At 39.2% G+C, this 22,993-nt stretch carries 22 protein-coding genes; 7 read left to right on the top strand and 15 right to left on the bottom strand.

Annotated elements, in window-relative coordinates:
- Nucleotides 1–182: 182 nt before the first annotated feature.
- The 3 genes from BMX18_RS07570 to BMX18_RS07560 form a co-directional block, all read right to left on the bottom strand.
- Nucleotides 183–2,405 (bottom strand): RelA/SpoT family protein, encoded by a 2,223-nt coding sequence (locus BMX18_RS07570; protein WP_039697485.1) that lies wholly within the window; start codon nt 2,403–2,405, stop codon nt 183–185.
- A gap of 141 nt (nt 2,406–2,546) precedes the next feature.
- The gene (locus tag BMX18_RS07565) at nt 2,547–3,410 is read right to left on the bottom strand and encodes an ROK family protein (protein ID WP_074561203.1); all 864 of its coding nucleotides are present in this window, start codon (nt 3,408–3,410) and stop codon (nt 2,547–2,549) included.
- 34 nt (nt 3,411–3,444) lie between these two features.
- A complete protein-coding gene (locus BMX18_RS07560; RefSeq protein WP_074561202.1) occupies nt 3,445–4,158 on the bottom strand; it encodes a GntR family transcriptional regulator in 714 nt (237 codons plus the stop codon).
- Nucleotides 4,159–4,600: 442 nt separating this feature from the next.
- Here BMX18_RS07560 and BMX18_RS07555 point away from each other — a divergent pair, with 442 nt between their 5' ends.
- The 4 genes from BMX18_RS07555 (at nt 4,601) to panD (ending at nt 8,327) form a co-directional block, all read left to right on the top strand.
- Nucleotides 4,601–6,043, top strand: a complete 1,443-nt coding sequence (locus tag BMX18_RS07555) for an RICIN domain-containing protein (protein ID WP_093815916.1) — start codon at nt 4,601–4,603, stop codon at nt 6,041–6,043.
- 174 nt (nt 6,044–6,217) lie between these two features.
- Nucleotides 6,218–7,045: a 3-methyl-2-oxobutanoate hydroxymethyltransferase gene (panB, locus tag BMX18_RS07550; RefSeq protein WP_093815914.1), complete on the top strand. Its 828-nt coding sequence runs from the start codon at nt 6,218–6,220 to the stop codon at nt 7,043–7,045.
- Nucleotides 7,046–7,068: 23 nt separating this feature from the next.
- On the top strand, nt 7,069–7,911 hold the full coding sequence (panC, locus tag BMX18_RS07545; RefSeq protein WP_074561199.1) for a pantoate--beta-alanine ligase: 843 nt from the start codon (nt 7,069–7,071) through the stop codon (nt 7,909–7,911).
- A 14-nt stretch (nt 7,912–7,925) separates the two neighbouring features.
- Nucleotides 7,926–8,327, top strand: a complete 402-nt coding sequence (gene panD / locus BMX18_RS07540) for an aspartate 1-decarboxylase (protein ID WP_074561198.1) — start codon at nt 7,926–7,928, stop codon at nt 8,325–8,327.
- Between the two features lie 55 nt (nt 8,328–8,382).
- On the opposite strand, the gene manA is transcribed toward panD, so the two are convergent.
- From manA to celB, 3 genes are all read right to left on the bottom strand, one after another.
- Complete coding sequence (manA, locus tag BMX18_RS07535) at nt 8,383–9,333, bottom strand: mannose-6-phosphate isomerase, class I (RefSeq protein WP_093815912.1); 951 nt, start codon at nt 9,331–9,333, stop codon at nt 8,383–8,385.
- Nucleotides 9,334–9,420: 87 nt separating this feature from the next.
- Nucleotides 9,421–10,146, bottom strand: a complete 726-nt coding sequence (locus BMX18_RS07530) for a GntR family transcriptional regulator (RefSeq protein ID WP_093815910.1) — start codon at nt 10,144–10,146, stop codon at nt 9,421–9,423.
- A gap of 52 nt (nt 10,147–10,198) precedes the next feature.
- Complete coding sequence (gene celB, locus BMX18_RS07525) at nt 10,199–11,467, bottom strand: PTS cellobiose transporter subunit IIC (RefSeq protein WP_093815908.1); 1,269 nt, start codon at nt 11,465–11,467, stop codon at nt 10,199–10,201.
- 150 nt (nt 11,468–11,617) lie between these two features.
- On the opposite strand from celB, the gene BMX18_RS07520 reads away from it, so the two are divergent.
- Nucleotides 11,618–13,018 carry a glycoside hydrolase family 1 protein gene (locus BMX18_RS07520; protein ID WP_074603457.1) on the top strand — a complete coding sequence of 467 codons (1,401 nt, stop codon included), beginning with the start codon at nt 11,618–11,620 and terminating at the stop codon, nt 13,016–13,018.
- 187 nt (nt 13,019–13,205) lie between these two features.
- Here BMX18_RS07520 and BMX18_RS07515 read toward each other — a convergent pair whose 3' ends face one another.
- The gene (locus BMX18_RS07515; RefSeq protein WP_014334244.1) at nt 13,206–13,526 is read right to left on the bottom strand and encodes a PTS cellobiose transporter subunit IIA; all 321 of its coding nucleotides are present in this window, start codon (nt 13,524–13,526) and stop codon (nt 13,206–13,208) included.
- Nucleotides 13,527–13,542: 16 nt separating this feature from the next.
- Nucleotides 13,543–13,857, bottom strand: coding sequence for a PTS cellobiose transporter subunit IIB (locus BMX18_RS07510; RefSeq protein ID WP_074561193.1), 315 nt, complete (start codon nt 13,855–13,857; stop codon nt 13,543–13,545).
- Nucleotides 13,858–14,076: 219 nt separating this feature from the next.
- Between BMX18_RS07510 and nrdI the strand changes: the two genes are divergently transcribed.
- Both nrdI and BMX18_RS07500 read left to right on the top strand, forming a co-directional pair.
- The gene (gene nrdI / locus BMX18_RS07505) at nt 14,077–14,559 is read left to right on the top strand and encodes a class Ib ribonucleoside-diphosphate reductase assembly flavoprotein NrdI (protein ID WP_093815906.1); all 483 of its coding nucleotides are present in this window, start codon (nt 14,077–14,079) and stop codon (nt 14,557–14,559) included.
- Between the two features lie 101 nt (nt 14,560–14,660).
- Entirely contained in the window at nt 14,661–15,698 is a 1,038-nt protein-coding gene (locus BMX18_RS07500; protein WP_093815904.1) for a M42 family metallopeptidase, read from the top strand.
- Between the two features lie 54 nt (nt 15,699–15,752).
- Here the strand turns inward: BMX18_RS07500 and BMX18_RS07495 are convergent, their stop codons facing one another.
- The 7 genes from BMX18_RS07495 to BMX18_RS07465 form a co-directional block, all read right to left on the bottom strand.
- Nucleotides 15,753–15,923, bottom strand: coding sequence for a DpnD/PcfM family protein (locus BMX18_RS07495; protein ID WP_074482899.1), 171 nt, complete (start codon nt 15,921–15,923; stop codon nt 15,753–15,755).
- 141 nt (nt 15,924–16,064) lie between these two features.
- Nucleotides 16,065–16,880 (bottom strand): endonuclease/exonuclease/phosphatase family protein, encoded by an 816-nt coding sequence (locus BMX18_RS07490; RefSeq protein WP_159427432.1) that lies wholly within the window; start codon nt 16,878–16,880, stop codon nt 16,065–16,067.
- Between the two features lie 102 nt (nt 16,881–16,982).
- Nucleotides 16,983–19,163, bottom strand: a complete 2,181-nt coding sequence (locus BMX18_RS07485; RefSeq protein ID WP_093815902.1) for a PTS transporter subunit IIBC — start codon at nt 19,161–19,163, stop codon at nt 16,983–16,985.
- A 262-nt stretch (nt 19,164–19,425) separates the two neighbouring features.
- Nucleotides 19,426–20,439, bottom strand: coding sequence for a LacI family DNA-binding transcriptional regulator (locus BMX18_RS07480; protein ID WP_093815900.1), 1,014 nt, complete (start codon nt 20,437–20,439; stop codon nt 19,426–19,428).
- 96 nt (nt 20,440–20,535) lie between these two features.
- The gene (locus BMX18_RS07475; RefSeq protein WP_093815898.1) at nt 20,536–21,279 is read right to left on the bottom strand and encodes a 16S rRNA (uracil(1498)-N(3))-methyltransferase; all 744 of its coding nucleotides are present in this window, start codon (nt 21,277–21,279) and stop codon (nt 20,536–20,538) included.
- A complete protein-coding gene (prmA, locus tag BMX18_RS07470) occupies nt 21,280–22,233 on the bottom strand; it encodes a 50S ribosomal protein L11 methyltransferase (RefSeq protein WP_180366648.1) in 954 nt (317 codons plus the stop codon).
- Between the two features lie 243 nt (nt 22,234–22,476).
- Nucleotides 22,477–22,947, bottom strand: a complete 471-nt coding sequence (locus tag BMX18_RS07465; protein WP_003067791.1) for a DUF3013 family protein — start codon at nt 22,945–22,947, stop codon at nt 22,477–22,479.
- Nucleotides 22,948–22,993 lie beyond the last annotated feature (46 nt).

Genomic DNA, 22,993 nt, shown 5'->3' with positions numbered 1-22,993 from the left:
TTTTGAGCCTAATGTCTCAAAACTTCCCGATGGCTGAATTATTAATACTACAGCCACTTCCACCACGGCAGAAAGCATCCTTTGGACAAGAGCAAAGCTCACAAATAACCATAAGACAAAACTGTAATAATAGTAATTTTAAATGATGCGAAAGTTTACTTACATTTTACAGCTCATTTTAGTTATCCATTTGTACGTTTGACAGAATAAACGTCTGGAATGATTTTAATTTTATCGACAACAGCAGTCAATTCCGTCAAGTTTGGAATTGTGAAGCTAACGTGAATATTCGCAAATTTCATATCCTTACTTGGTTGGGCATTGACGGTTGAAATGTTCTTAGTAACGTTTGAAAGGACTTGAAGAACATCATTTAGAAGCCCTGAACGGTTAAGACCATAAATATCAATTTCAGCGATGTAATCATTATTAGCGCTAGTAGCATCATCCCATTCGACCTCGATAAGACGTTGCTCATAGCCTTCTTGGCTCTTAATATTGTGGCAATCCGCACGGTGAATGGCAACTCCACGTCCTTTGGTAATATAACCTTCAATTGGGTCACCTGGGACTGGGTTACAACATTTGGCGATACGCATCAAAAGACCTGAAGCACCTTGGATGATAACGCCATTTTCGCTGCGGACTTTCAAGACTTCTTTATTTTCTGTCTTGATTTCGCCACCATTCATGAGTTCATCTGCTTCTGCTTTCGCTTTAGCGCGTTCTTCTTCGCGGCGTTCTTTTTCTGTTAAACGATTGAAAACAGCTGCCGCACTAATTTCACCGAAACCAACAGCCGCATAAAGAGCTTCTTCGCTACGAACACTGAAACGTGGCAAAATGGCTTCAAGGTGTTTTTTATCCAAGTATTTGTTAGCCACATAGCCTTGGTCTTGGAAATAATCTACCAAAAGCTCACGACCCTTGTTGACTGACAATTCCTTATCTTGATTCTTCAAGAATTGGCGGATGCGGTTGCGGGCTTTGTTTGTCTTAACAATTTTAATCCAGTCGCGACTTGGTCCAAATGAATTTGGATTGGTTACAATTTCAACCACATCGCCTGTTTTAAGTTTAGCAGTTAAAGGCACCATACGACCATTAACCTTAGCACCAACGGCCTTTTCACCAACTTGTGTGTGAATGGCGTAAGCAAAATCAATTGGCCCAGAGTCTTTTGGCAATTCTTGAACGGCACCTGTTGGGGTGAAGACATAGATACGTTCTGAGAAAATATCTTGTTTAACTGAATCGACAAAGTCTACTGCATCACCGTTTGACGCGTCTTGCAATTCAACCAATTCTTTAATCCAGCTCATGCCGACAGCTTGTTCTTGACTGTCAACCTTGCCTTTAATCCCTTTTTTGTAAGCCCAGTGAGCAGCAACCCCGTATTCAGCGACTTGGTGCATTTCTTTGGTACGGATTTGAATTTCGATTGGTCCTTTTGGTCCGTAAACAGTCGTGTGGATAGATTGGTAACCATTGGCTTTAGGCGCAGCAATATAATCTTTGAAACGCCCTGGCATTGGACGCCACAATTCATGAATGTAACCAACCATAGCGTAAACATCGCTAGGTGTTTCCATGATACAACGAATGGCAATCAAATCATAGATTTGGTCGAAACGTTTCTTTTTATCACGCATTTTGCGATAAATAGAATAAATGTGTTTTGGACGACCGTAAACGTCTCCGTAAAGCCCTTGTTCTTCAGTGTAGTCTTTGATTTTCTTGACGATTTCATCAACCAAGGCTTCACGTTCACGACGTTTTTCGTTCATCATGTGAGAAATCTTGTAGAACTCAATTTCATTAAGGTAACGGAATGACAAATCTTCCAATTCCCACTTGATGCGGCTAATCCCCAAACGATGAGCAAGGGGAGCATAGATTTCCATGGTTTCACGTGAAATACGCGCTTGTTTGTCCTTACGAAGATGCTTCAAAGTGCGCATATTATGAAGACGGTCAGCAAGTTTTACCAAAATGACACGGATATCTTTAGACATGGCCATAAGCATCTTACGGTGATTTTCAGCCAATTGCTCTTCGTGTGATTTGTACTCAACTTTACCAAGTTTTGTCACGCCATCCACGATGATACGCACATCTTTACCAAATTCGGCTTCGATTTCATCTAAAGTAATCTCGGTATCTTCAACAACGTCATGCAAAAAACCACAAGCCACTGTCACCACATCAAGATGAAGATCTGCTAAAATACCTGCAACTTGGATAGGATGGATGATATAAGGCTCGCCTGATTGCCTAACTTGTGAGATATGTGCTTTTGTCGCGTAATCCAATGCTTTTTGAACAATCGCTACATCAGATTCGCTCATATATTGGGCCGTTAGGGCAACGACCTCTTCACCCGTCAAATTCACAATTTTTGCCATAAGGACCTCTTCTTTGCATACAGATTTATATTGTATATTATTTTAACACTAAACGCCCCAAAATACCAATGCCTTATCCATTTTAAAGACTTTGTTTACTAAATAAAAAAGAGGCTTGAAAATTTATCAAGCCTTAAACTATTATTTGCTATTTAAGAAATTAGAAACGGCTCCTAAAAGATTGGCATCGTTTCGGAATTGGCAAGTTTTTACTTGGTATTCTAATCCGTGAGCATCGGTTTTTTCGACCAATTTTTGCAGACGTTTTTCAAGTTCTGGCACCAAATCTTCACGCGCAGAAATACCGCCACCAATACCAACCAAATCAGGGTTAATGCTGACAAGGCAGTTGAAAATGCCGATAGCAATAACATCATACATTTCTGACAAAGCAGCCTTAGCATCGCTATTGCCAGCATCTGCCAAATCAAATAAATCTTTGCCTGTAAAATCAGTCAAGCCATGTTCCTTAGCGTATTTTTTAGCCACAGCAACGGGACTAGCTAAATTACTAAGCGTAATACCGTCTTTGATAATCATGAAACCAAATTCACCACCGTAAAGGCTACTTCCTTTGTACAATTTACCATCAAGGCAAACCGCACCACCGATACCTGTTCCAAGGATGAAGTAAATTGATTTTTTGCTGTCTTTTCCGATACCAAATTGACTTTCAGCAAGGCCAGCACAGTTAGCATCATTTTCGATGGTCACAGGTAGGCCAAACATTGCTTCCAATTCATCAATAATCTTGAAATGATGAATGTATGGGATAGCACTAAAGCCTTTAATCACACCTTCTTCAGTATCCACAGCACCAGGGCTAGAGATAGCAACTCCTTTGGTATCAGCATCCGCTAATTCTGTGAAGACACGATGCAAGTTTTCTTTCATTTCTTCCCATGTTTTGGGAGTTGGAAAGGAACCTTTTTTATCAATGGCACTGTCTTGGTAGCGACCATATTTCACAGAAGTTCCACCAATATCAAACACGACTAAATTCATTTTCTTCTCCATTTCTACCTAGCAAAAATCACCGCTAGTGGTGTGTTAAAACAATCTCCAATGAAAATTCATCATAACGATGTGTACTAATTGAGTATTCAAACGCAGCACCATTTGTTAAATACCCCGTTTGAACAGCTACTGCTACTGGGTCACCTTTTTCAAGTGACAAGTAATCAGCTTCCTCATCCGTCGCACGACGAACAGTAATAGTACGGTGGCCTGATTGAATTTTTAAACCAAGGTCATTTTCAATGTAATCGTAAATCGAATTTTCCACATGCTCAATTTTCAAACCTGTAATCAAATCGATTGGCATATAAGTTTCTTCGATAACCGTTGGTTTATCATCAACTAAGCGGACACGATGAATTTTATAAACAAAGCTTGTTTCCTTAATTTTTAGTTTTTCTGCAATTTCCGCGTCTGCTTTCACAACCGTAAAATCAATCACGCGACTTGTAATTTTTTTATCTGGATAAAATGCTGTTGTCCCCATCATTTGGATATCCATCAACATTTTCTCCATTTTTTCAACTGACAGGTCCATGACAAAAGTCCCTGCTCCACGACGTTTGTAAATCAAACCTTCTGTAACGAGAATATCTAAGGCTTTTTTGACCGTCATCTTACTAACCTTGTACGTGCGACAAAAATCTTTTTCAAAAGGCAGCTGTTCATTCGGTTGATAAACACCTTCTAAAATTTTCTTACGCACATCATTTGCAATAAGGTTATATTTTTCCATTGCTTCTCCTCTAAATCTAATATATAAACTAATGCATATTATTATCTATATTTTAAACTAGAAGAGCTAAAGTTCCAAATGTTAATTGATAATTTGTTGTAAATGATACTTTTTCCCATAAAATGTAACCATAAAAAACCAAAACAGCCCAGGAGATTTTAAAAGTTGCTCTGATTTTTATGGTTAACTAATAAAATTCTTTAATTATCGGATAATAAATTTGTCAATTAATAAGCTATTCACCTCCTCCTTCTTTTGACAGCTTCATTTTATCATTTTATTTTATAAAAGTATATACTTTTATAAAGAATTATGTTATACTTTTTTTGGATGCGCTTCCTGAAACTTTTTTTGATTATTTGTATACAATTGCTTTATTTACCGCGGAAAAAAGTTATATTCAAAACATAAGGGCCTAAAACTTTTTAGGGGGAGAAAACTAATGAAAAAAACACTCATTGGATCTTTAACGGCACTAACATTACTTTCTGGTATTGTAGCAGCTCATGAGGTAAAAGCTGATGCGATTATTTCAGGAAATACTTACAAAATCACAGCAAAGCACAGTGGGAAAGTTCTTGATGTCGCTCGTGGTGCAACTAATGCGGGCGCTAACGTCCAACAGTGGGACGACACTGACGGGACTAATCAAAAATGGACAGTCCTTGATACTGGCGACGGCTATTATAAATTGGTATCTGTAAATAGTGGAAAAGTACTCGATGTTGCTTCTGCTGCAACATATGATGGCGCTAATGTGCAGCAATGGGACGATACTAACGGGACTTGTCAAAAGTGGAAAATTGTTGATAACGGCGACGGTTCTTACAAGTTAGTCTCTGCTGTTAGCGGAAAAGTACTCGACGTCGCTCGTGGCGCAACTAATGCAGGGGCTAACGTCCAACAATGGTCTGATACTAATGGAACCAATCAAAAATGGGAATTTACCAAAGTAGGTGAAGATCATCCCAACCCTAATCCGGTAGTCACAACTAGTGGCTTTTACACAAATGGAACAACACTCTATGATGCCAAAGGCAATCCATTTATCATGCGTGGTATTAACTACCCTTATGCTTGGTATAAAGGGCAGGAGGACACTGCCATTCCTGCTATTGCAAGAACTGGGGCAAACTGTATTCGTATCGTTATGGGAGATGGGCAACAATACAGCAAAACTTCACTAGCAGAAATTCAAAAACTATTGCAGCTTTGTAAAGACAACCACTTGATTGCCATTGTTGAAGCGCATGATGCTACTGGTTCCGACAACATTCAAGATTTGGAAAATGCCGCTAATTATTGGATGGAAATGAAAGATGCTCTAATTGGAAACGAAGACCATGTCATCTTAAACATCGCCAATGAATGGGGCGGTGCCTGGGATAGCTCAAATTGGGCAGCAGGTTATCAACAAGTTATCCCCAAACTTCGTAACGTTGGGATAAAAAATACCATCATGGTTGACTGCGCTGGCTGGGGGCAATATCCAAAATCAATCGCAGATGCTGGCCAAAGCGTCGTCCAATCCGATTCAGAACACAACCTTATTTTCTCAATCCATATGTACGAATACGCTGGTGCCTACGGTGCTGTACAAAACAATATTGACTCATCATTAGCCGTTGGGGCACCGTTATGTATCGGTGAATTTGGTATTAAACACACAAATGGTCCAATCGATTACAAGACAATCATGAGCTACTCTCAAGCAAAAGGTGTTGGGTATCTTGGCTGGTCTTGGAAAGGAAATAGCAGCGAGCTTGCTTATCTTGATATGGTTCAAGACTGGGCTGGTACACAATTGACTGAGCAAGGTAACGCCATTATCAATGACACAAATGGTATCAAAAACACCTCAAAATCTTGCAGTATTTTTGACTAATCATTTCACACTCAGAGTCTGAACTACGCTTCAGGCTCTTTTATGTTAATAGCAATGCTTTCTCACTACTTATTTTCGACCTACAATTTAAAATTTTCTGAATATTTGATATAATGTTAGCTAGACATGTTTTATTCTAAAAGTTTTTGTGGCTTTTGGTGAAAGGAGACTCTCATGAAAAATACCGTATTGAGCTTTCAAAAAGCTAAAGCAGACGGTAAAAAGTTAACCATGTTAACCGCCTACGACTATTCAACAGCAAAGTTAATCGATAGCACTGGTATCAACAGCATTCTTGTTGGTGATTCTCTTGGCAACGTCATGCTAGGCTATGATGACACTATTTCAGTAACCATGGAAGATATGATCCATCATGGCAAAGCAGTCTGCAGAGGGGCTAAAAACGCTCTAGTTATCGTTGATATGCCTTTTATGTCTTATCAAGTATCGGTTGAAAAAGCTGTGGAAAATGCTGGGCGCTTGATGAAGGAGACTCATTGCCAAGCCGTTAAATTAGAAGGTGGTAAAAGTGTCTGTCCACAAATCAAGGCAATGGTGGAGGCTGGGATTCCAATTTGTGCTCACCTTGGTTTAACCCCACAACACATCAATGCCTTCGGCGGTTTCAAAGTTCAAGCCAAAACCGAAGCTGCTGCCAAACAACTTCTAGAAGATGCCAAAGCTGTTCAAGAAGCTGGTGCTTTTGCCGTGGTTCTTGAAGCTATCCCAGCTAAACTCGCCCAGCTTGTAACCAAACAGCTAGATATTCCAACCATTGGGATTGGCGCTGGTAATCAAACTGATGGGCAAGTGTTAGTTTACGCTGATTTGTTGGGGTTATTCTCTGATTTCACACCAAAATTCGTCAAACGCTACGCCAACATTGGCGAGCTCATCTCCGACGCTGTCAAAAACTATATCGAAGATGTTGACGCTCAGAAATTCCCAACACCTGATAATGAATATCATATTGATGACAGTATTATTGAAAAGCTCTATTAATTAGAAAAGAGGCATGACATTACATGAAAATCGTTCACACCGTTGAAGACGTTCGAAAAGCTGTTCAAGCTTGGAAAGCAGATGGAAAAACTATCGGACTTGTTCCCACAATGGGCTACCTTCACGAAGGGCATAAGAGTTTGATTGACAAAGCTGTTTCTGAAAATGACCACGTTGTTGTCAGCGTTTTTGTCAATCCAATTCAATTTGCTCCGACTGAAGACCTTGAAAGCTACCCACGTGATTTGGAACAAGATGCCAAACTCTGTGAAGCCGCAGGCGCTAGCCTGATTTTCAATCCAGAACCTAGCGACATGTACTCTCCTACTTTTTCAAGTTTCATTGACATGTCAACGTTGACGAAGGGACTTTGCGGGAAAACACGCCCAATTCATTTTCGTGGAGTTTGTACCGTCGTTGGAAAACTCTTCAACATTGTGGAACCAAATAAAGCCTACTTTGGTCAAAAAGATGCGCAACAACTGGCTGTCATCAAACACATGGTTGAAGATTTGAATTTCAACCTTGAAATCGTTGGTTGCCCAATCGTTCGTGAGGCTGACGGACTTGCTAAAAGTTCCCGTAATACTTACCTTTCAGCTGACGAACGAAAAGCTGCTCTTGTTCTTTCACAAAGTTTGGCTCTTGCTGAAAAGATGATTTCTGATGGCGAAAAAGACACTAGCAAATTAAAAGAAGCTATGACTGCTTTTATTGAAAAAGAACCGCTAGCAAAGATTGATTATGTCGAATTTGTGGACTGGAAAACTCTAGAACCCGTTAGCGAAATCGACCGTCCTGTCCTCAATGCCATTGCGGTTTACATTGGCAAGACACGCTTAATTGACAATCACATCTACGAGTAAGGGAGAAAAAAATCGTGCACATTCAAATGTTAAAATCAAAAATTCACCGCGCTGTCGTAACGGGTGCTGAGGTGGATTATGTTGGTAGTATCACCGTCGACCCAGAACTTTTTGAACTAGCTGGTATGGTGGAATACGAAAAAGTACAGATTGCTGATGTCGAAACCGGCAGCCGCCTTGAAACTTACATCATTGCTGGCGAACCAGGGAAAGGCGAAATTTGCCTTAACGGTGCCGCAGCAAAACTCGTCAATGTCGGTGACCACGTCATCATCATGTCATACGCTGACTTCACACCTGAAGAAGCCAAAACGCACAAACCACGCGTCGTCTTCGTTGATGACAATAATAAACTCGCACGCTTTACGCGCTACGAAAAAGCAGGGCGTTTGTATGACCTTGAAGTTGAAAAATAAGCTAAAAATGAATCCGAAAATTTCGGATTCATTTTTTATTTATGTCTACTTATAATTAGTTTTCATTTGGGTGACTAGCAATGATTTCTAGGTCGCCATCAAATTTCCAAGTTTTCACATCATTTGGAAGAATGAAGTGGTCACCTTTTTTCACGTTATAAACACAGTTATCAACAGTTAAGCTACCTTGACCAGACAAAACACTAACCAAAAGATATGGAGCTGTTTGACTAAAAGCAACCTCACCAGACACCACCCATTTATAAACCGCAAAGAATTCATTTGACACCAAAAGGCTTGAAGTCAAGTTATCCACACCTATAGTCACAGGGGTGCTGTTAGCTGGCTCACCGATAGTTAGAACATCGATAGATTGTTCAATGTGCAAATCACGAAGATTCCCTGCAGCATCTCGACGGTCAAAATCGTAGACACGATAAGTTGTATCACTTGATTGCTGTGTTTCCAAAATCAAAATGCCTTTACCAATGGCGTGCATTGTGCCGCTTGGTACGTAGAAGAAATCACCTGCTTTGACTGGAACTTTTGTCAACAAATTATCCCATTCACCTGCTTCAATCATCTTGGCAAGTTCTTCTTTGGATTTGGCGTTATGACCGTAAATAATCTCAGAATCTTCATCCGCTGCGATGACATACCAGCATTCTGTTTTACCAAGCTCACCTTCATGCTCAAGAGCGTAAGCATCATCTGGGTGAACTTGGACACTAAGCCAATCGTTGGCATCCAAAATTTTAGTTAACAATGGAAAGACTTCTGATTTTGGATTGCCAAAAAGCTCTTTGTGCTCACGATAAAGTTTATCTAAGCCTTGTCCTTTATAAGTCCCATTATCCACAATCGACACACCATTTGGATGAGCTGAGATTGCCCAGTATTCACCAGTCGTTTCTGTTGGAATATCGTAACCAAACTCATCACGAAGCTTAGTTCCACCCCAAATTTTATCGTGCATTTGCGCTTTTAAAAATAATGGTTCTGCCATAATTTATCCTTTCTTTCGGGGGATTTCCCCGTTCAGCAGTTAAGCCTGGAGACTTTTCTCCAGACTTAACCGTTACCCTATCGACTCTTAACTATTTTTAACATCTAGCAATGAATACCCGCGGACATCATAACGATTTCGCGTACGTGAATACTCAATCGGTCTACCATTTTCCAAATAAACCACTTGCTCTACTTGCAAAATCGGGTCATCATCCTTGCAAGCAAGGTAATCTTTGTCATAGTGGTCAGGCTTTTCAGCCGTAATATGACGATAAGACCCAGCAAATTTAAGTTCCAAAGTATTCCAAAGGTAATCATAAACGGATGCTAATAAAATACTATCATCCAGACCTGGAACTAAATCGCAAGCCATGTAAGTATGCTCAAGCGCATACGGCTCACCATCTAAGAGACGTAATCGAATAATCTTATAAACTGGCGTTGATTCTTCCACTTGAAGGCGCTCAGCAATTTCCGCATCGGGAAATTCAACCGTAAACTCAATAATTTGACTCGTTAATTGTCGAGGGTCATCCTTCAAATCGTTACTTAAACCATTGTAGTTGTTCAATCGAAATTTTGAATCCTCTTTGTCCCAAAATGAGGAGTTCAAAACCTTGGTGCCATTTCCTTGTTTTGAAATGACCAAGCCTTCGATAGTTAACATCTCAATAGCTTTTTTCACCGTCATTCGACTGACGCCAAATTCCTTAGCCAAATCAGACTGAATCGGCAACATGGAATCAATCGGATACGTTCCATCTGAAATTCTAGCTCGAATAATCCCTGCAATCTCTTCATATTTTGACATAGATCGCTCCTACTCTACTTGTATAGACTAATAATTTTAAACTATAGTCATATTATAGCGCAGAGTCAGGTTGTTTGTCCAGCATATGCAAGAATGGTAGCCAAATACAGCCAACAATCAAGCAGTCCACAATTTGAAGAAGTCCGCCAGCAAGTGAGTTTGTCGCAATCATTCCACTAAAGAAGACAGGTACTGTCCAAGGAACTGAGACCCCAGTTGGTGCAGGAACAAGACCAATTGACATCACAAAATAGTTAAGGGCTGTGACAATAATTGGTGAAATAACCCATGGAATAAGAATTGTAGCATTCAAAACGATTGGCAAACCAAAGATTACTGGCTCATTAACGTTAAAGATACCAGCACCAAGTGCCAAACGACCAACATCACGATATTGTTTTTTCTTCATGATAAAGGCCATGATAATAACAACTGCAAGCGTCATCCCTGAACCACCAAGACCAACAGTGAATGTTTCCATGAATGGTTTTGAGATAATGTGAGGAAGGTGTTCACCTGCCTTGTAAGCTTCCAAGTTTTCAAACATCAATGTATTCCAAACAGGGTCCATAACTGAGTTCACAAGAATTTGCCCATGAAGACCGAAGAACCACAAGAATTGAATAAAGAAGATTGCAACCAAAGTTGCCCAGATACTACTTCCAAGACCAACAAGCGGAACTTGAATAACGTTATAAATCACATCATGAAGATTTGTTTTAAAACCAACTGTCACAACAGCATTAATCGCTGTAAAGAATGAAAGTGTCAAAATAGCTGGAATCAAAGCCGCAAAAGACTTAGCAACTGCAGGGGGTACACTGTCGGGCATTTTAATTTGCCATCCTTTTTTGCTCGTGCGGCTGTAAATTTCAGCAGCAAGAAAAGCAACAATCATCCCAAGAAACATTCCTTTTGCACCAAGGCGATCAAGACTCAAAACACTTGAAACTTTTTCGCCACCATCACTTGTTGTGAAAAACGGTGTCAAAATAAGGAAACTTGCAAATGAAATAGCACCCCCGAAAATTCCCTCAACATCGTAAGATTTAGAAAGATAATAACCAATACCAAAAGTAACGAAGACTGTCATAATCGACATGGTAGCACTTTGACCACTACCAAGCAGGTCGTTTAAAAGCGCTTTCGTACCATCGTTTAAAAAAGGAAGGTTACAAATAACCACGACAATTGACCCAAACATGGTCAAGGGGAAGGCAAGCATAAAGGCATCACGCAAAATCGATAAATAACGATTTGAAGCGAGCTTGTTTGCCAAAGGCAAAAGTTTGTCACTGATAGCATCTAGAAACTTGTTCATAAACACTCCTCTTTCCATTTATTTGTTTTTACATTATCATTATAACTTATTTTTTGTAAAAGTCTAGTCTTTTTATATAAAAATATTGTCTTTTAATTTTAAAAGTGTATAATTGTACTTGTAAAACCAAAACTTATTAAGGAGAATCCTATGGCAACTTACACTTTTCCAGAAAATTTCTGGTGGGGAGCTGCGACATCTGGACCTCAAAGTGAAGGACGTTTCAATAAGAAACATGCTAATATGTTTGATTATTGGTATGAAATTGAACCTGAAGCTTTTTACAACCAAGTTGGACCAGACACAGCCTCTAACTTCTACAATAGTTATAAAGAAGATATTGCTCTAATGAAAAAAGTCGGTTTAAATAGTGTCCGTACTTCTATTCAATGGACACGTTTGATCGATGACCTCGAAAAAAATACCGTTAATCAAGATGCAGTAGACTTCTATAATAACGTTATCGACTGCTTCATCGAAAATGGCATTCGTCCAATTATGAACCTACATCATTTTGATTTACCTGTCGAGCTTTATCATAAATATGGTGGTTGGGAGTCACGTCATGTGGTTGACCTTTATGTAGGCTTTGCTGAACAAGCTTTCAAGGCTTTCGGTGACCGCGTCAAAGACTGGACAACTCACAACGAACCAATGGTTGTTGTCGACGGTGAATACCTCTATCAATTCCACTATCCAAAATTAGTTGATGGTAAAAAAGCTGTCCAAGTCGCTTACAACTTGAATATCGCATCCGCAAAAGCCATCGCTAAATTCAGAGAACTTGGCTTAGACAAAGACGGTGGTCGCATTGGTACAGTTTTAAACTTAACACCAACTTATGCTGCTTCTGATTCTAAAGAAGACCAAGCTGCTGCACACTTTGCTGAACTTTGGAATAACAAAATGTTCCTTGAACCGGCCATCAATGGACATTTCCCAGAAGAACTTGAAGAAGTTCTCAAAAAAGATGGCGTCATCTGGCAAACAGAACCTGAAGATGCTCAAATTCTTAAAGAAAATACCATTGATTTCTTAGGTGTTAACTTCTATCACCCAAATCGTGTAAAAGCACCAGACATCGCACCAAATTCTGTCGGTGCTTGGATGCCAAATCGTTATTATGACGAATACCATATGCCAGGACGTCGCATGAATATTGATAAAGGCTGGGAAATTTACCCAGAAGCTATTTATGATATCGCCATTAACATCCGCGACAACTACAATAATATTCCTTGGTTCGTCTCTGAAAATGGTATGGGAGTCTCTCGCGAGGAACGCTTCATGGATGAAAACGGTCAAGTCCAAGACGACTACCGCATTGATTTCATCAAAGAACACCTTGCTTGCCTTCACCGTGGTATCCAAGAAGGTTCAAATTGCTTTGGTTACCATCTTTGGACACCAATTGACTGCTGGTCTTGGATGAATGCTTACCGTAACCGCTACGGATTCATCTCAAATAACATCCACACTCAAATCAAAACCATTAAAAAATCAGGTGAATGGTTCAAACAAGTCACTATCGATAATGGTTTTACCGATTAATCCCTCCTAATCCCATATTTCAATCCTCCAATTAAAATTAATATTTATGATTATCACCCATCCTCGGTAATCAAAACTTCTATCCTTTTATTAATTCAAACAAAAAGCTCCCTTCCTCTAACCAAGGAAGGGAGCTTTTTGATGATGATAAAAAGAGCGAGTTTGTCACTCGCTCATCTAATTTCAGTTATTTAAGTGCAAATCTTTGATACATTCCCATCATCTCGATAGCAACTTCTTTCAAAGTCATTGTTGTCATCAAATGATCTTGGGCATGTACCATGATAATTTCAATTTTAATTTCGGTACCGCTTGCATATTTCTGCAACAAATCTGTTTGAGCATGGTGAGCCTGTAATAATTCTTCATCAGCAGCAGCTAATTTTTCTTCCACCACTTCAAATTTACTTTCTTTCATGGCATCAAACGCTTCATGAACGTAAGTTCTAGCTGTTCCACTGTGTAAAATAATCTCAAAAGCGGCTAGTTGTAATTCTTCTTCTGTCATATCTTGCAATCCCTCATTAAATGCTTTCTAAAATTAAGTTAGCCATTTTTTCAACTCCCATTGGAATTGGAACATAAGCTTGTGGTGGCACTTTAACGACTGGTCGTCCTGATTTTTCACCAGCAGTCGCAAATTGGTTGTAGTACATAGTTGCTTGCGGGCTAACAAGATACAAATCATAAGTAGCATCCGTAATCACGCGCTCACCTTCGTTAGAGCTAATCGCTTCAACAGTAATATCTTTACCTTGATTTTTGAAGAATTCTGTTGTTTTTTGAGCCATAAGTGATGATGACATTCCAGCAACACAAATAATTAATGCTTTTGACATGGGCATTCTCCCTTTTTGAATATAAATATTAGCTAAAGATGTTTTCACTCCCCAACATCTTTACAAAAAGTATATCACAGGTATTTTGATAAGTCTAGTCTTTTATTTCAAAAGAACAAACTTTTTAAAAGATCACATTTAAAATCCAACTAATTTCTCCAAGCTAATCATTTGTCTCTGCCCTTTCATTATGGTAAATTGACTAAAAACACTATTCACATGAGGTGTCTTATGACAGAAAAAACACTAACCATCGTCTACATTAGCTTAAGTGGCAATGTCCAGAGCTTTGTGAAACGTTTAGGAGAATATCTTCAGAACCATTATCAACTCTCCAGTAAAGCCATCAATATCAAAGATCTTAACCACGAAACCTTTCCCGTTGCCTCACCTTTTGTGGCAATTCTACCGACCTACCTTGAAGGTGGCAATGGCGTTGATTCGGGTGATGTTGAAATTTTAACCAATCCACTGGGAGATTTTATCACTGCTCACGATAACTACAAACATTGTTTTGGTATTATCGGCTCAGGCAACCGCAATTTCAATGAACAGTACTGCTTAACAGCCAAACAATACGCCAACCGCTTTGGATTTCCCATGCTTGGGGACTTTGAACTCCGCGGCACAAGCTCAGATATTGAACGACTGGCAGAAGTTATCATCGACCATTATCAAAACTTTACTCAAGCTCAATCATAATGACTTTCCCCCTTAGCAGAAACAAAGTTACTGATAAATGTTATAATAGCATTAGACTATCGGAAAATACCGATAAATGACTAGATTGTATTGGAGAAGCAATGAAAACAACAGTTGATTATATTACAAAACTTGCAAATATCCCTTCACCGACTGGCTACACAAGTCACATTATGAATTACGTGATTGCTGAACTTGAAAGCTTTGGCTACGCTCCTGTCCGCACAAATAAAGGTGGCGTTATGGTCACTGTCACTGGTAAAGATGACAGCAAACACCGCGTGGTCACAGCTCACCTTGATACCCTTGGTGCCATGGTTCGTGCTGTCAAACCAGATGGTCGTCTTAAAATGGACCTTATCGGTGGTTTTGTCTACAACGCTATCGAAGGTGAAAATTGTACCATCCACGTTGCTAAAAATGGTAAAAAAATTAGCGGTACTATCCTCATGCACCAAACTTCAGTTCACGTCTACAAAGACGCTGGTACTGCTGAACGCAACCAAACTAACATGGAAGTTCGTCTTGACGAGAAAGTAACCAACGAAAAAGAAACACGTGCTCTTGGTATTGAAGTTGGTGATTTTATCTCATTTGACCCACGTGTAGTCGTTACTGAATCAGGTTTCATCAAATCACGTCACCTTGATGATAAAGTATCAGCAGCTATTCTGATTGAATTGCTTAAAGAATACAAAGCACAAAATATCACCTTACCATACACAACACACTTCTACTTCTCAGCATTTGAAGAATTAGGTCACGGAGCCAACTCAAGCATTCCAGCAGAAACCGTTGAATACCTTTCTGTCGATATGGGAGCAATGGGAGATGACCAACAAACAGATGAATACAGCGTATCAATCTGTGTCAAAGATGGTTCTGGACCTTACAATTTCGAACTTCGCCAACACCTCGTTGAATTGGCAAATGACAATAAGATTCCATACAAATTAGACATCTACCCATACTATGGTAGTGATGCCTCTGCAGCTCTTCGCGCTGGTGCCGAAGTCAAACACGCCCTTTTTGGAGCTGGTATCGAATCAAGTCACTCATACGAACGCACACATATCGACTCTGTCCAAGCAACAGAACGCCTCGTTGATGCTTACCTAAAAAGCCCAATTGTGGAGTAAAAATTAAATACAAAAAAATAAGAGTGAATGTTATGTTCACTCTTTTATCGTTCTCTATTCGGATATAACCCTAAGTTCATGACCTTTATAATCATTTTCGTCTAGGACAATATTTTCTTTCCTATACTGTTCGCTTACCAATTTCAAAGCTTCGTTTTCATCGCTTGCCTCAATTTCTACAATTTTTTGAAGCACTTCTTCGATTTCTACGTTAAATTTTTTCATTTTTATCTCCATAATTAATCGTTTATTATTTTAATGCCATTATTGCGGATCCATTATAACACACAACACCCAAAATCGCCCCTGAAATCAGGAGCGATTTTTTTACAAAAAACAAACAAATAATTAGGAGGTAAGAATTAATTAGTAGTTAAGTTCGACAGCAAGACCAAAATGGTCACTGACGATTGGAGATTCACCGCCATCAAAGACAACGGTTGAAGATTGAATCTCGATATCTGTACTTGTAAAAACGTGATCAACTTTGAGTGACTGTTTATTGCCTTCCCAGCCATCAATATCTTCAATAATAGTATGATCACCTTGAATGTTTTGAGCCACTTTATGGCTATCTTGTAAATGAAGTGGGCTCTTCATAATCATATCATAACCAGCAGTGTCAGTAGGATTATTAAAGTCTCCCATCAATACCAAAGGTTTTGGATAGTCAAGCAAGGCTGACTCCAACTTTTGCCATTCACTTTCAAACCCTTTCCCAAACCAAGACATATGAAGGCTCACCACCGTAATTGGCTTGCCATCAACTTCTGTCTCAGCCACTAAGACACGTCTCGTATGATAATCTGTTTCATCATCCACTTCAGATACTAAGATGTCGTGAACTTTGATTGGATTTTTAGAGAGAATAACGACACCTTCATTATATTTATCATAACCAATATGGTTATAAGCCCAAGACCAGTAATAATGTCTTCCTTGGCTTTTAAGATAGTTAACCAATTGAAGAGCGTAATTATCACGGTGTAATTCAGGACTTCCAGGTAATTTTTCATACCCTTCAACTTCTTTAGTTACTAACCCACGAATATCTTGGTTGATTTCTTGAAGGCAAATAATGTCATAATTTTCACTATAAATCGTTTCAGCTAAATCGAATAATTTTTTTAACGAATTTGCCTCTAACCAAGAATGCGTATTAAGTGTTAAAAATTTTGCCATATCTCTTCCCTTCAAGTTAAAGGAGAGTCCGAGATGCCTACCTCGGACCCCCTTCTATTTAGTTTTAACCTCAATCTCTATATCACTAATAGTAATATATGCTTAAAGTTCTACTTTTGCAACAGGGGTTTTAGCAGAGACGTTTCCTGTTTGTGTTAAATTGACTGCTTTAATTTCTGCTGTATTTGTGAAGGCAACAATAATTGTTGTTTCACGTCCCGCTGAACTGATAGCTGCCAAATCAGCTACCACCAAAAGATCACCTGCTTGAACACGTTGACCTTCTGTTACCTTAACAGAGAATGGCACACCGTTAAGAGCAACGGTATCAAGTCCAATGTGAACAAGAACTTCAAGGCCAGCATCTGTCAACAATCCAAAGGCATGTTTTGTAGGGAAGACGCTTGTCACAATACCTGAAACTGGTGCGTAGACATTACCATTTTCAGGTTCTACAGCGAAGCCATCACCCATCATTTTAGCTGAGAAGACTGGATCTTTCACTTCAGTGATCGCTTTTACTTCACCATCAGCAACAGAAAGAACTTCTTCTGTCACGCCTTTATATGAAACTTTAGTTACATCATTTCCTTTAACTTCTGCTAAATCGATTGTTGGGATTTCAGCACCTGAATCAAGAAGGTCTTGAATATCAGATTTCAAGATATCTGCTTTTGGTCCATAAACAGCTTGAACACCTGAGCCTTTGATGATAAGACCCATAGCACCTGCTTTTTTCCAAGTTTCTTCATCACCAACTCGTGCGACATCTTTGACGGTTACACGAAGTCGTGTCATACAAGCATCAACATCTTCAATGTTATCGCGTCCACCAAGGAGATTAATGATTTGAACGATTTGAGAATTTGCAGATACTGTCGCACCAGTTGTTGATGCAGCAGCGTCATCATCCATATCGTCGTAATTACCGTTACGACCTGGAGTAGCAAAGTTAAATTTCTTAATCATGAAGTCTGCGATGAAGTACATCACAACACCTGATAAGATACAGCAAATAACAAAGTTAATTAAGTCACCACCAAGACCTGCTTTAAGAGCCATTGGTGTACGTGTCAAAAGTTCGATATTACCAAATGAATGGAGACGAAGGTTAACTAAATCAGCTAAAGCAAATGTCACCCCTTGAACAACTGCGTATACAACGTAAAGTGGCATTGCAACAAACATAAACATGTATTCGATTGGTTCTGTAACACCTGTCAAGAATGTAGCTGCTGCTGTTGAAATAAACATAGCAGTATATTTTTTCTTCTTATCAGGATCAACGTTACGGTACATAGCAAGACTAAGTCCCATAAGAGTACCAGTTGCACCAATCATCTGTCCAACTTTAAAGCGGGCTGGTGTTACATTTGCCATAAGATCATGGTAAGCAGAAGGATTTGAACCTTTAAGATTGATAAGGTCTGTTACCCAAGCCAACCAAAGTGGGTCTTGACCGAAGACTTCAGTACCTTTTTGAGCACCAGTCATAATTTCATAAGTACCACCAAGTGAAGTGTAGTTCATTGGGATAGTAATCATGTGGTGAAGACCAAATGGAAGAAGCAAACGTTCCAAAGTACCATACAAGAATGGTGCCAAGAATGGAGCTGAGTTTTGTGATGACGCAATCCACATACCAAATCCATTAATTCCTGATTGGATGATTGGCCAAACAAGTGCCATAAACAAACCAACAAGAACTGAACGATAGATAACAACGAATGGTACGAAACGTTTACCATTGAAGAATGAAAGAACATCAGGCAATTTGCGGTAGTTATAGTATTTATTGTAAGCTGTTGCCCCAACAAAACCTGAGATAATACCTACAAAGACACCCATGTTAAGCGCTGGTTGACCAAGCACATTGACAAAGTAGTCAGAGACAAGCATCTTGCCACCGAGAACATTGTGAACAACACTTTTACTATCAGCAATCATATCAAGTGATACACCGTAAATGTGACCAGTGATCAAGTTGATAAGAATAAATGCGATACCAGCGGCGAATGCACCACCAGCACGTTCTTTTGCCCAGCTACCACCAATAGCTAGAGCAAACAAAATGTGAAGGTTATTGATAATCCCCCAACCAATTTGTGCGATAACATTACCAACAGTAGCAAGTACAGCTGAGTCAGCATTGATTAGCGGGAGCGAGTTACCAATACTAACCATCAAACCGGCTGCCGGCATAACGGCAATAACAACCATCAAGCATTTACCGAATTTTTGCCAAAATTCGAAGCTGGTCAATTTTTTAAATGCCTTCTTCATGAAACGACTCCTTAAAACTTTTTCTCGGAAACCATTTGCTTTACAAATCAAGCAAGAACGTCACTAATATTACTTGTTTTTTGTAAAATAAATGATTTGTGAGTTGAATAATTTACGCAAACGTTTGCGTTGTTTTGATGATTTTATTATAGCACGTATTTTTATTTTGTAAAGCGTTTTCGAGAAAATTTTTTTAAACAAAAAAGAGCAAAGAGACCTTTTCCCAATGAAAAAAAGCTTTCTTTACTCTTTTCATTTTTAATTAAAAACGCAAGGTTGATTCTCTTTCGATGATTTGATGAGGAATGATGACTTTCTGGCTTACGCTTTTTCTAGATTTTTCCAAAAGCAATTGCGCTGCTTTTTCACCAAGCTGATAAGGAAAAATATCAACCGATGTCAAAGCTGGATTGGCAATTTCTGTAATCAAAGAATTATTAAAGCTAATCACAGCATAAGACTTTTCTTGTTTGCCATTTTTAAGCAAACGTTGCAAACGGATAGCCATGATGTCATCACAAGCAATAAAAGCTTGCGTTTTTGGGTGTTCAGCTAAAAACTGCTGTAACTTAAGAATATTCTCATCTTCTTTGACCCTTGAAAAATGAAGAGACAGACTGTCTTTTTGATGTTCTTCCAGATAGTCGCGACAGCCTTGATAACGCTCAGTCTGCACCAATTCATTCATGTCAGTATAGGCAAAGACAAGATGTTCAAAACCTTTATTCACCATAAATTCAGCAACATCTCGCCCTGCCTGATGGTTATCATTATCCACAAATTGGACAGATTTTGGGGCAATTTTTTCATAAGAACTCCCGACAACTACACAAGAAACTTTTTTCTGTTTCTTGACAAAATCAAAAACAGGGTCATCTTTGTGAGAATACAAAAAGATAAATTTGCTAATATTTCCGCTGCGAATCAGTGCCTGACAATTTTTGCGTAGCTCATCTACTGTACGCCCACTTGCCAAGCTAACCATATAATCATACTCACTACAAATGCTTGAGATGCCTTGGATAATCTGCATGAAAAAGGGGTTATTACCAAGAGAGTCTTGGCTCTCGCGAACTGGCAGAACAATCCCTATGGTGTTAGTCGTGCGGTTAACCAAATTTTGCGCAGAATAATTTGGTGAATAATCTAATTCTTGCATAGCACGACGAACGCGTTCCTTAGTTGCTTCACTAATCATGTCACTGTTATGCAAAGCTCTTGAAGCTGTTGACGTAGAGACGCCAGCAAGCTTTGCTACATCCTTTATCGTTGTCATTTTCTATCCTCATCTTGAAATCGTTATCTATAGGATAAGAATTTTTTAAAGCGCTGTCAATTAAAAAATAAAATAAGAGCGAGAAAAATCCCACTCTTATTTTAATAATTCTAAAGCATAGCTGACGCTTGATAAAGCATAAAGCGGTGCTGTCTCTGCGCGCATGATACGCGGACCTAAGCCAATTTTCAGACCACCTTTTTCCTCAAATGCTGTAATTTCTTCTGGGGAAATCCCACCTTCTGGTCCGAAGATAAAGAGAATTTTCTCTCCTGCTTTAACTTGTGACAATTCACGCGCTAAAACAGCTGTCTCACCTTCTTTAGCAGATTCTTCATAAGCGATAAAAATCTTATCGAACTGCTCTAATTCTGCTAGAAAGGCTGCTTTTTTCTCAAAAAGAGTCACTTGCGGGATACGATTACGTTTACTTTGCTCCGCAGCACCAAGAGCAATTTTTGCCAACTTGTCTGCTTTTTTAGCTAATTTCTTGCCATCCCATTTGACGACAGACCAATCCGCTGGGAACGCCCAGAGGTTTGCCATACCAAGCTCAGTACCTTTTTGAGCTAGAAATTCTAACTTATCCCCTTTTGGAAAACCAGCAGCAATCGTCACCTCAACTGGCATTTCAACATTGTTATCCAGTTCTTCAAGGATTTCAAAACGATGCTCAGCACTGTCGATAACCTTTGCCAAACGTTTGATATGGTCATCAAAAACTAGCACCACTTCTTCATCTTCAGTCAAGCGCATGACATTGAACATGTGTTTAACCGTGTCTTTATCTGTGATTGTCACCACATCTTGAGCCTGTCCAGCTACAAAATATTGTTGCATTTATCCTCCAATTACACCTGAAATATCATCTGTTTTTTTGAAAACACAAGCATTCCATTCCCCTTGAACCATATGTGTTTCAAGGAAGAATCCTGCATCCTCAGCTGATTTACGAACCATTTCCCATTTATCAGAAATAATACCTGACATAATAAGGTAGCCTTCATCTTTCACAAGACGATAAGCATCTTCGGTCATGTTAACCAAGATATCCGCAAGGATATTTGCCACAATAACGTCAGCTTTGATGTCTACACCTTGCAAAAGGTTACCAGTAGCCACGTGGATATTTTCAGTGTTGGCATTAAGGTCAATATTTTCTTGTGCCACGCGCACAGCCACTTCATCAAGGTCATAAGCGTAGATATCTTTAGCCCCAAGAAGTGAACTTGCAATTGAAAGCACACCTGAACCAGTACCCACATCAATCACAGTTTCACCACCACGAAGCACTTGTTCGAGTGCAAAAAGACTCATTTTTGTCGTTGGGTGAGTTCCTGTACCAAAAGCCATACCTGGGTCAAGACGAATCGTCTTTTCACCTTCACTAGCTTCATAATCTGTCCAACTTGGAACAATTGTCAAATCATGGCTAATACGTGTTGGCTCATAATATTTCTTCCAATTTTCAGCCCAATCTTGTTCAGCCAATTCTTGTGTCTCATAGTGAACCTCACCAGCATCCACACCAAAATATGTCAATTCAGCCAAACGTTTAGACGCTTCTTTTTCAACTTCTTCAATGTCAATGTGTTCAGGGTAGTAAGCCGTAATTTTCACAGTTTCTACTTGTTTAATTTCTGGGAAAACTTCACCGTATTTCCCGACGTGTCCAAGATAATCAGCACTATCATCGATAGCAACCCCTTGACTACCCAATTCAATCAAAATATTTGACGCAGCCTCTTCTGCATCACGCAAGACCTCAACAGTCAACTCTTGCCACTTGTCCATAATTCTGATACAAAGGACGACTAGAAAACGACTGAAAAATAGGAAGCTTGATGGCGTGTCGACAGACACTAGTCAAGCTTATCTTTTTTCCGAGTTTTCCGTCCGTGTTCAAAGCTGAACACTTATCCTTACACTCCTTTTCTATTTTGTTTCGGGCGGGTTCAGTTAAAATACTAACCGAACCTTTTCCTTTCTATCTAATCTATTCAGGCGGAGCTATTAACTCCCGCTCACTAACTTTGCTTAATATCTCGGATATGCAAAGAATTCTGTTTCTTTTAACTCTGCTTTGCCTTTTTCAAAGCTTTCAGCATCCCATTCAAGGGCAAAGTCGGTTGCATTTTCATCTGCTAAAAAGTCCATCAAATCATCAAGACCTTTAGTTGCAACGTCGTTTAATGTTTCTGCAAAATACGCTAAAAATTCGCGAGAGAATCCTTTTTTAGCATCAAAAGGAACAGTCACCAAGTAGTCATCATGGTCAACTTTAGATTTTGCTTGGTTGTAAAATAGCACGTAATCTTCAAAAACGATATCCTCGCTGCTAACCTCACCTTGGTCGTCCACGGTTTCAACAGCAGCTTGGTTCTGCGCTTCCAAAATAAAAGTCACTTCCACCGCATGATTTTTCTTATTCCAATCGATGGCATAATCAAAGGTGAAGTGCTTATCCATTTCTTCTTCTAATACTGATAAAAAGCCAAATTTAGCCATTAAAAATTTCTTCCAATCTTCTTTTGTGTTACAATTATTTTATCAT

Origin of the sequence: Streptococcus sp. 45, from assembly GCF_900108865.1 — a bacterium.
GTDB classification, from domain to species: Bacteria; Bacillota; Bacilli; order Lactobacillales; family Streptococcaceae; genus Streptococcus; species Streptococcus ruminicola.
The sequence above is the reverse complement of the archived record's forward strand: the minus strand, read 5'-3'. Positions and strand labels throughout refer to the sequence as shown.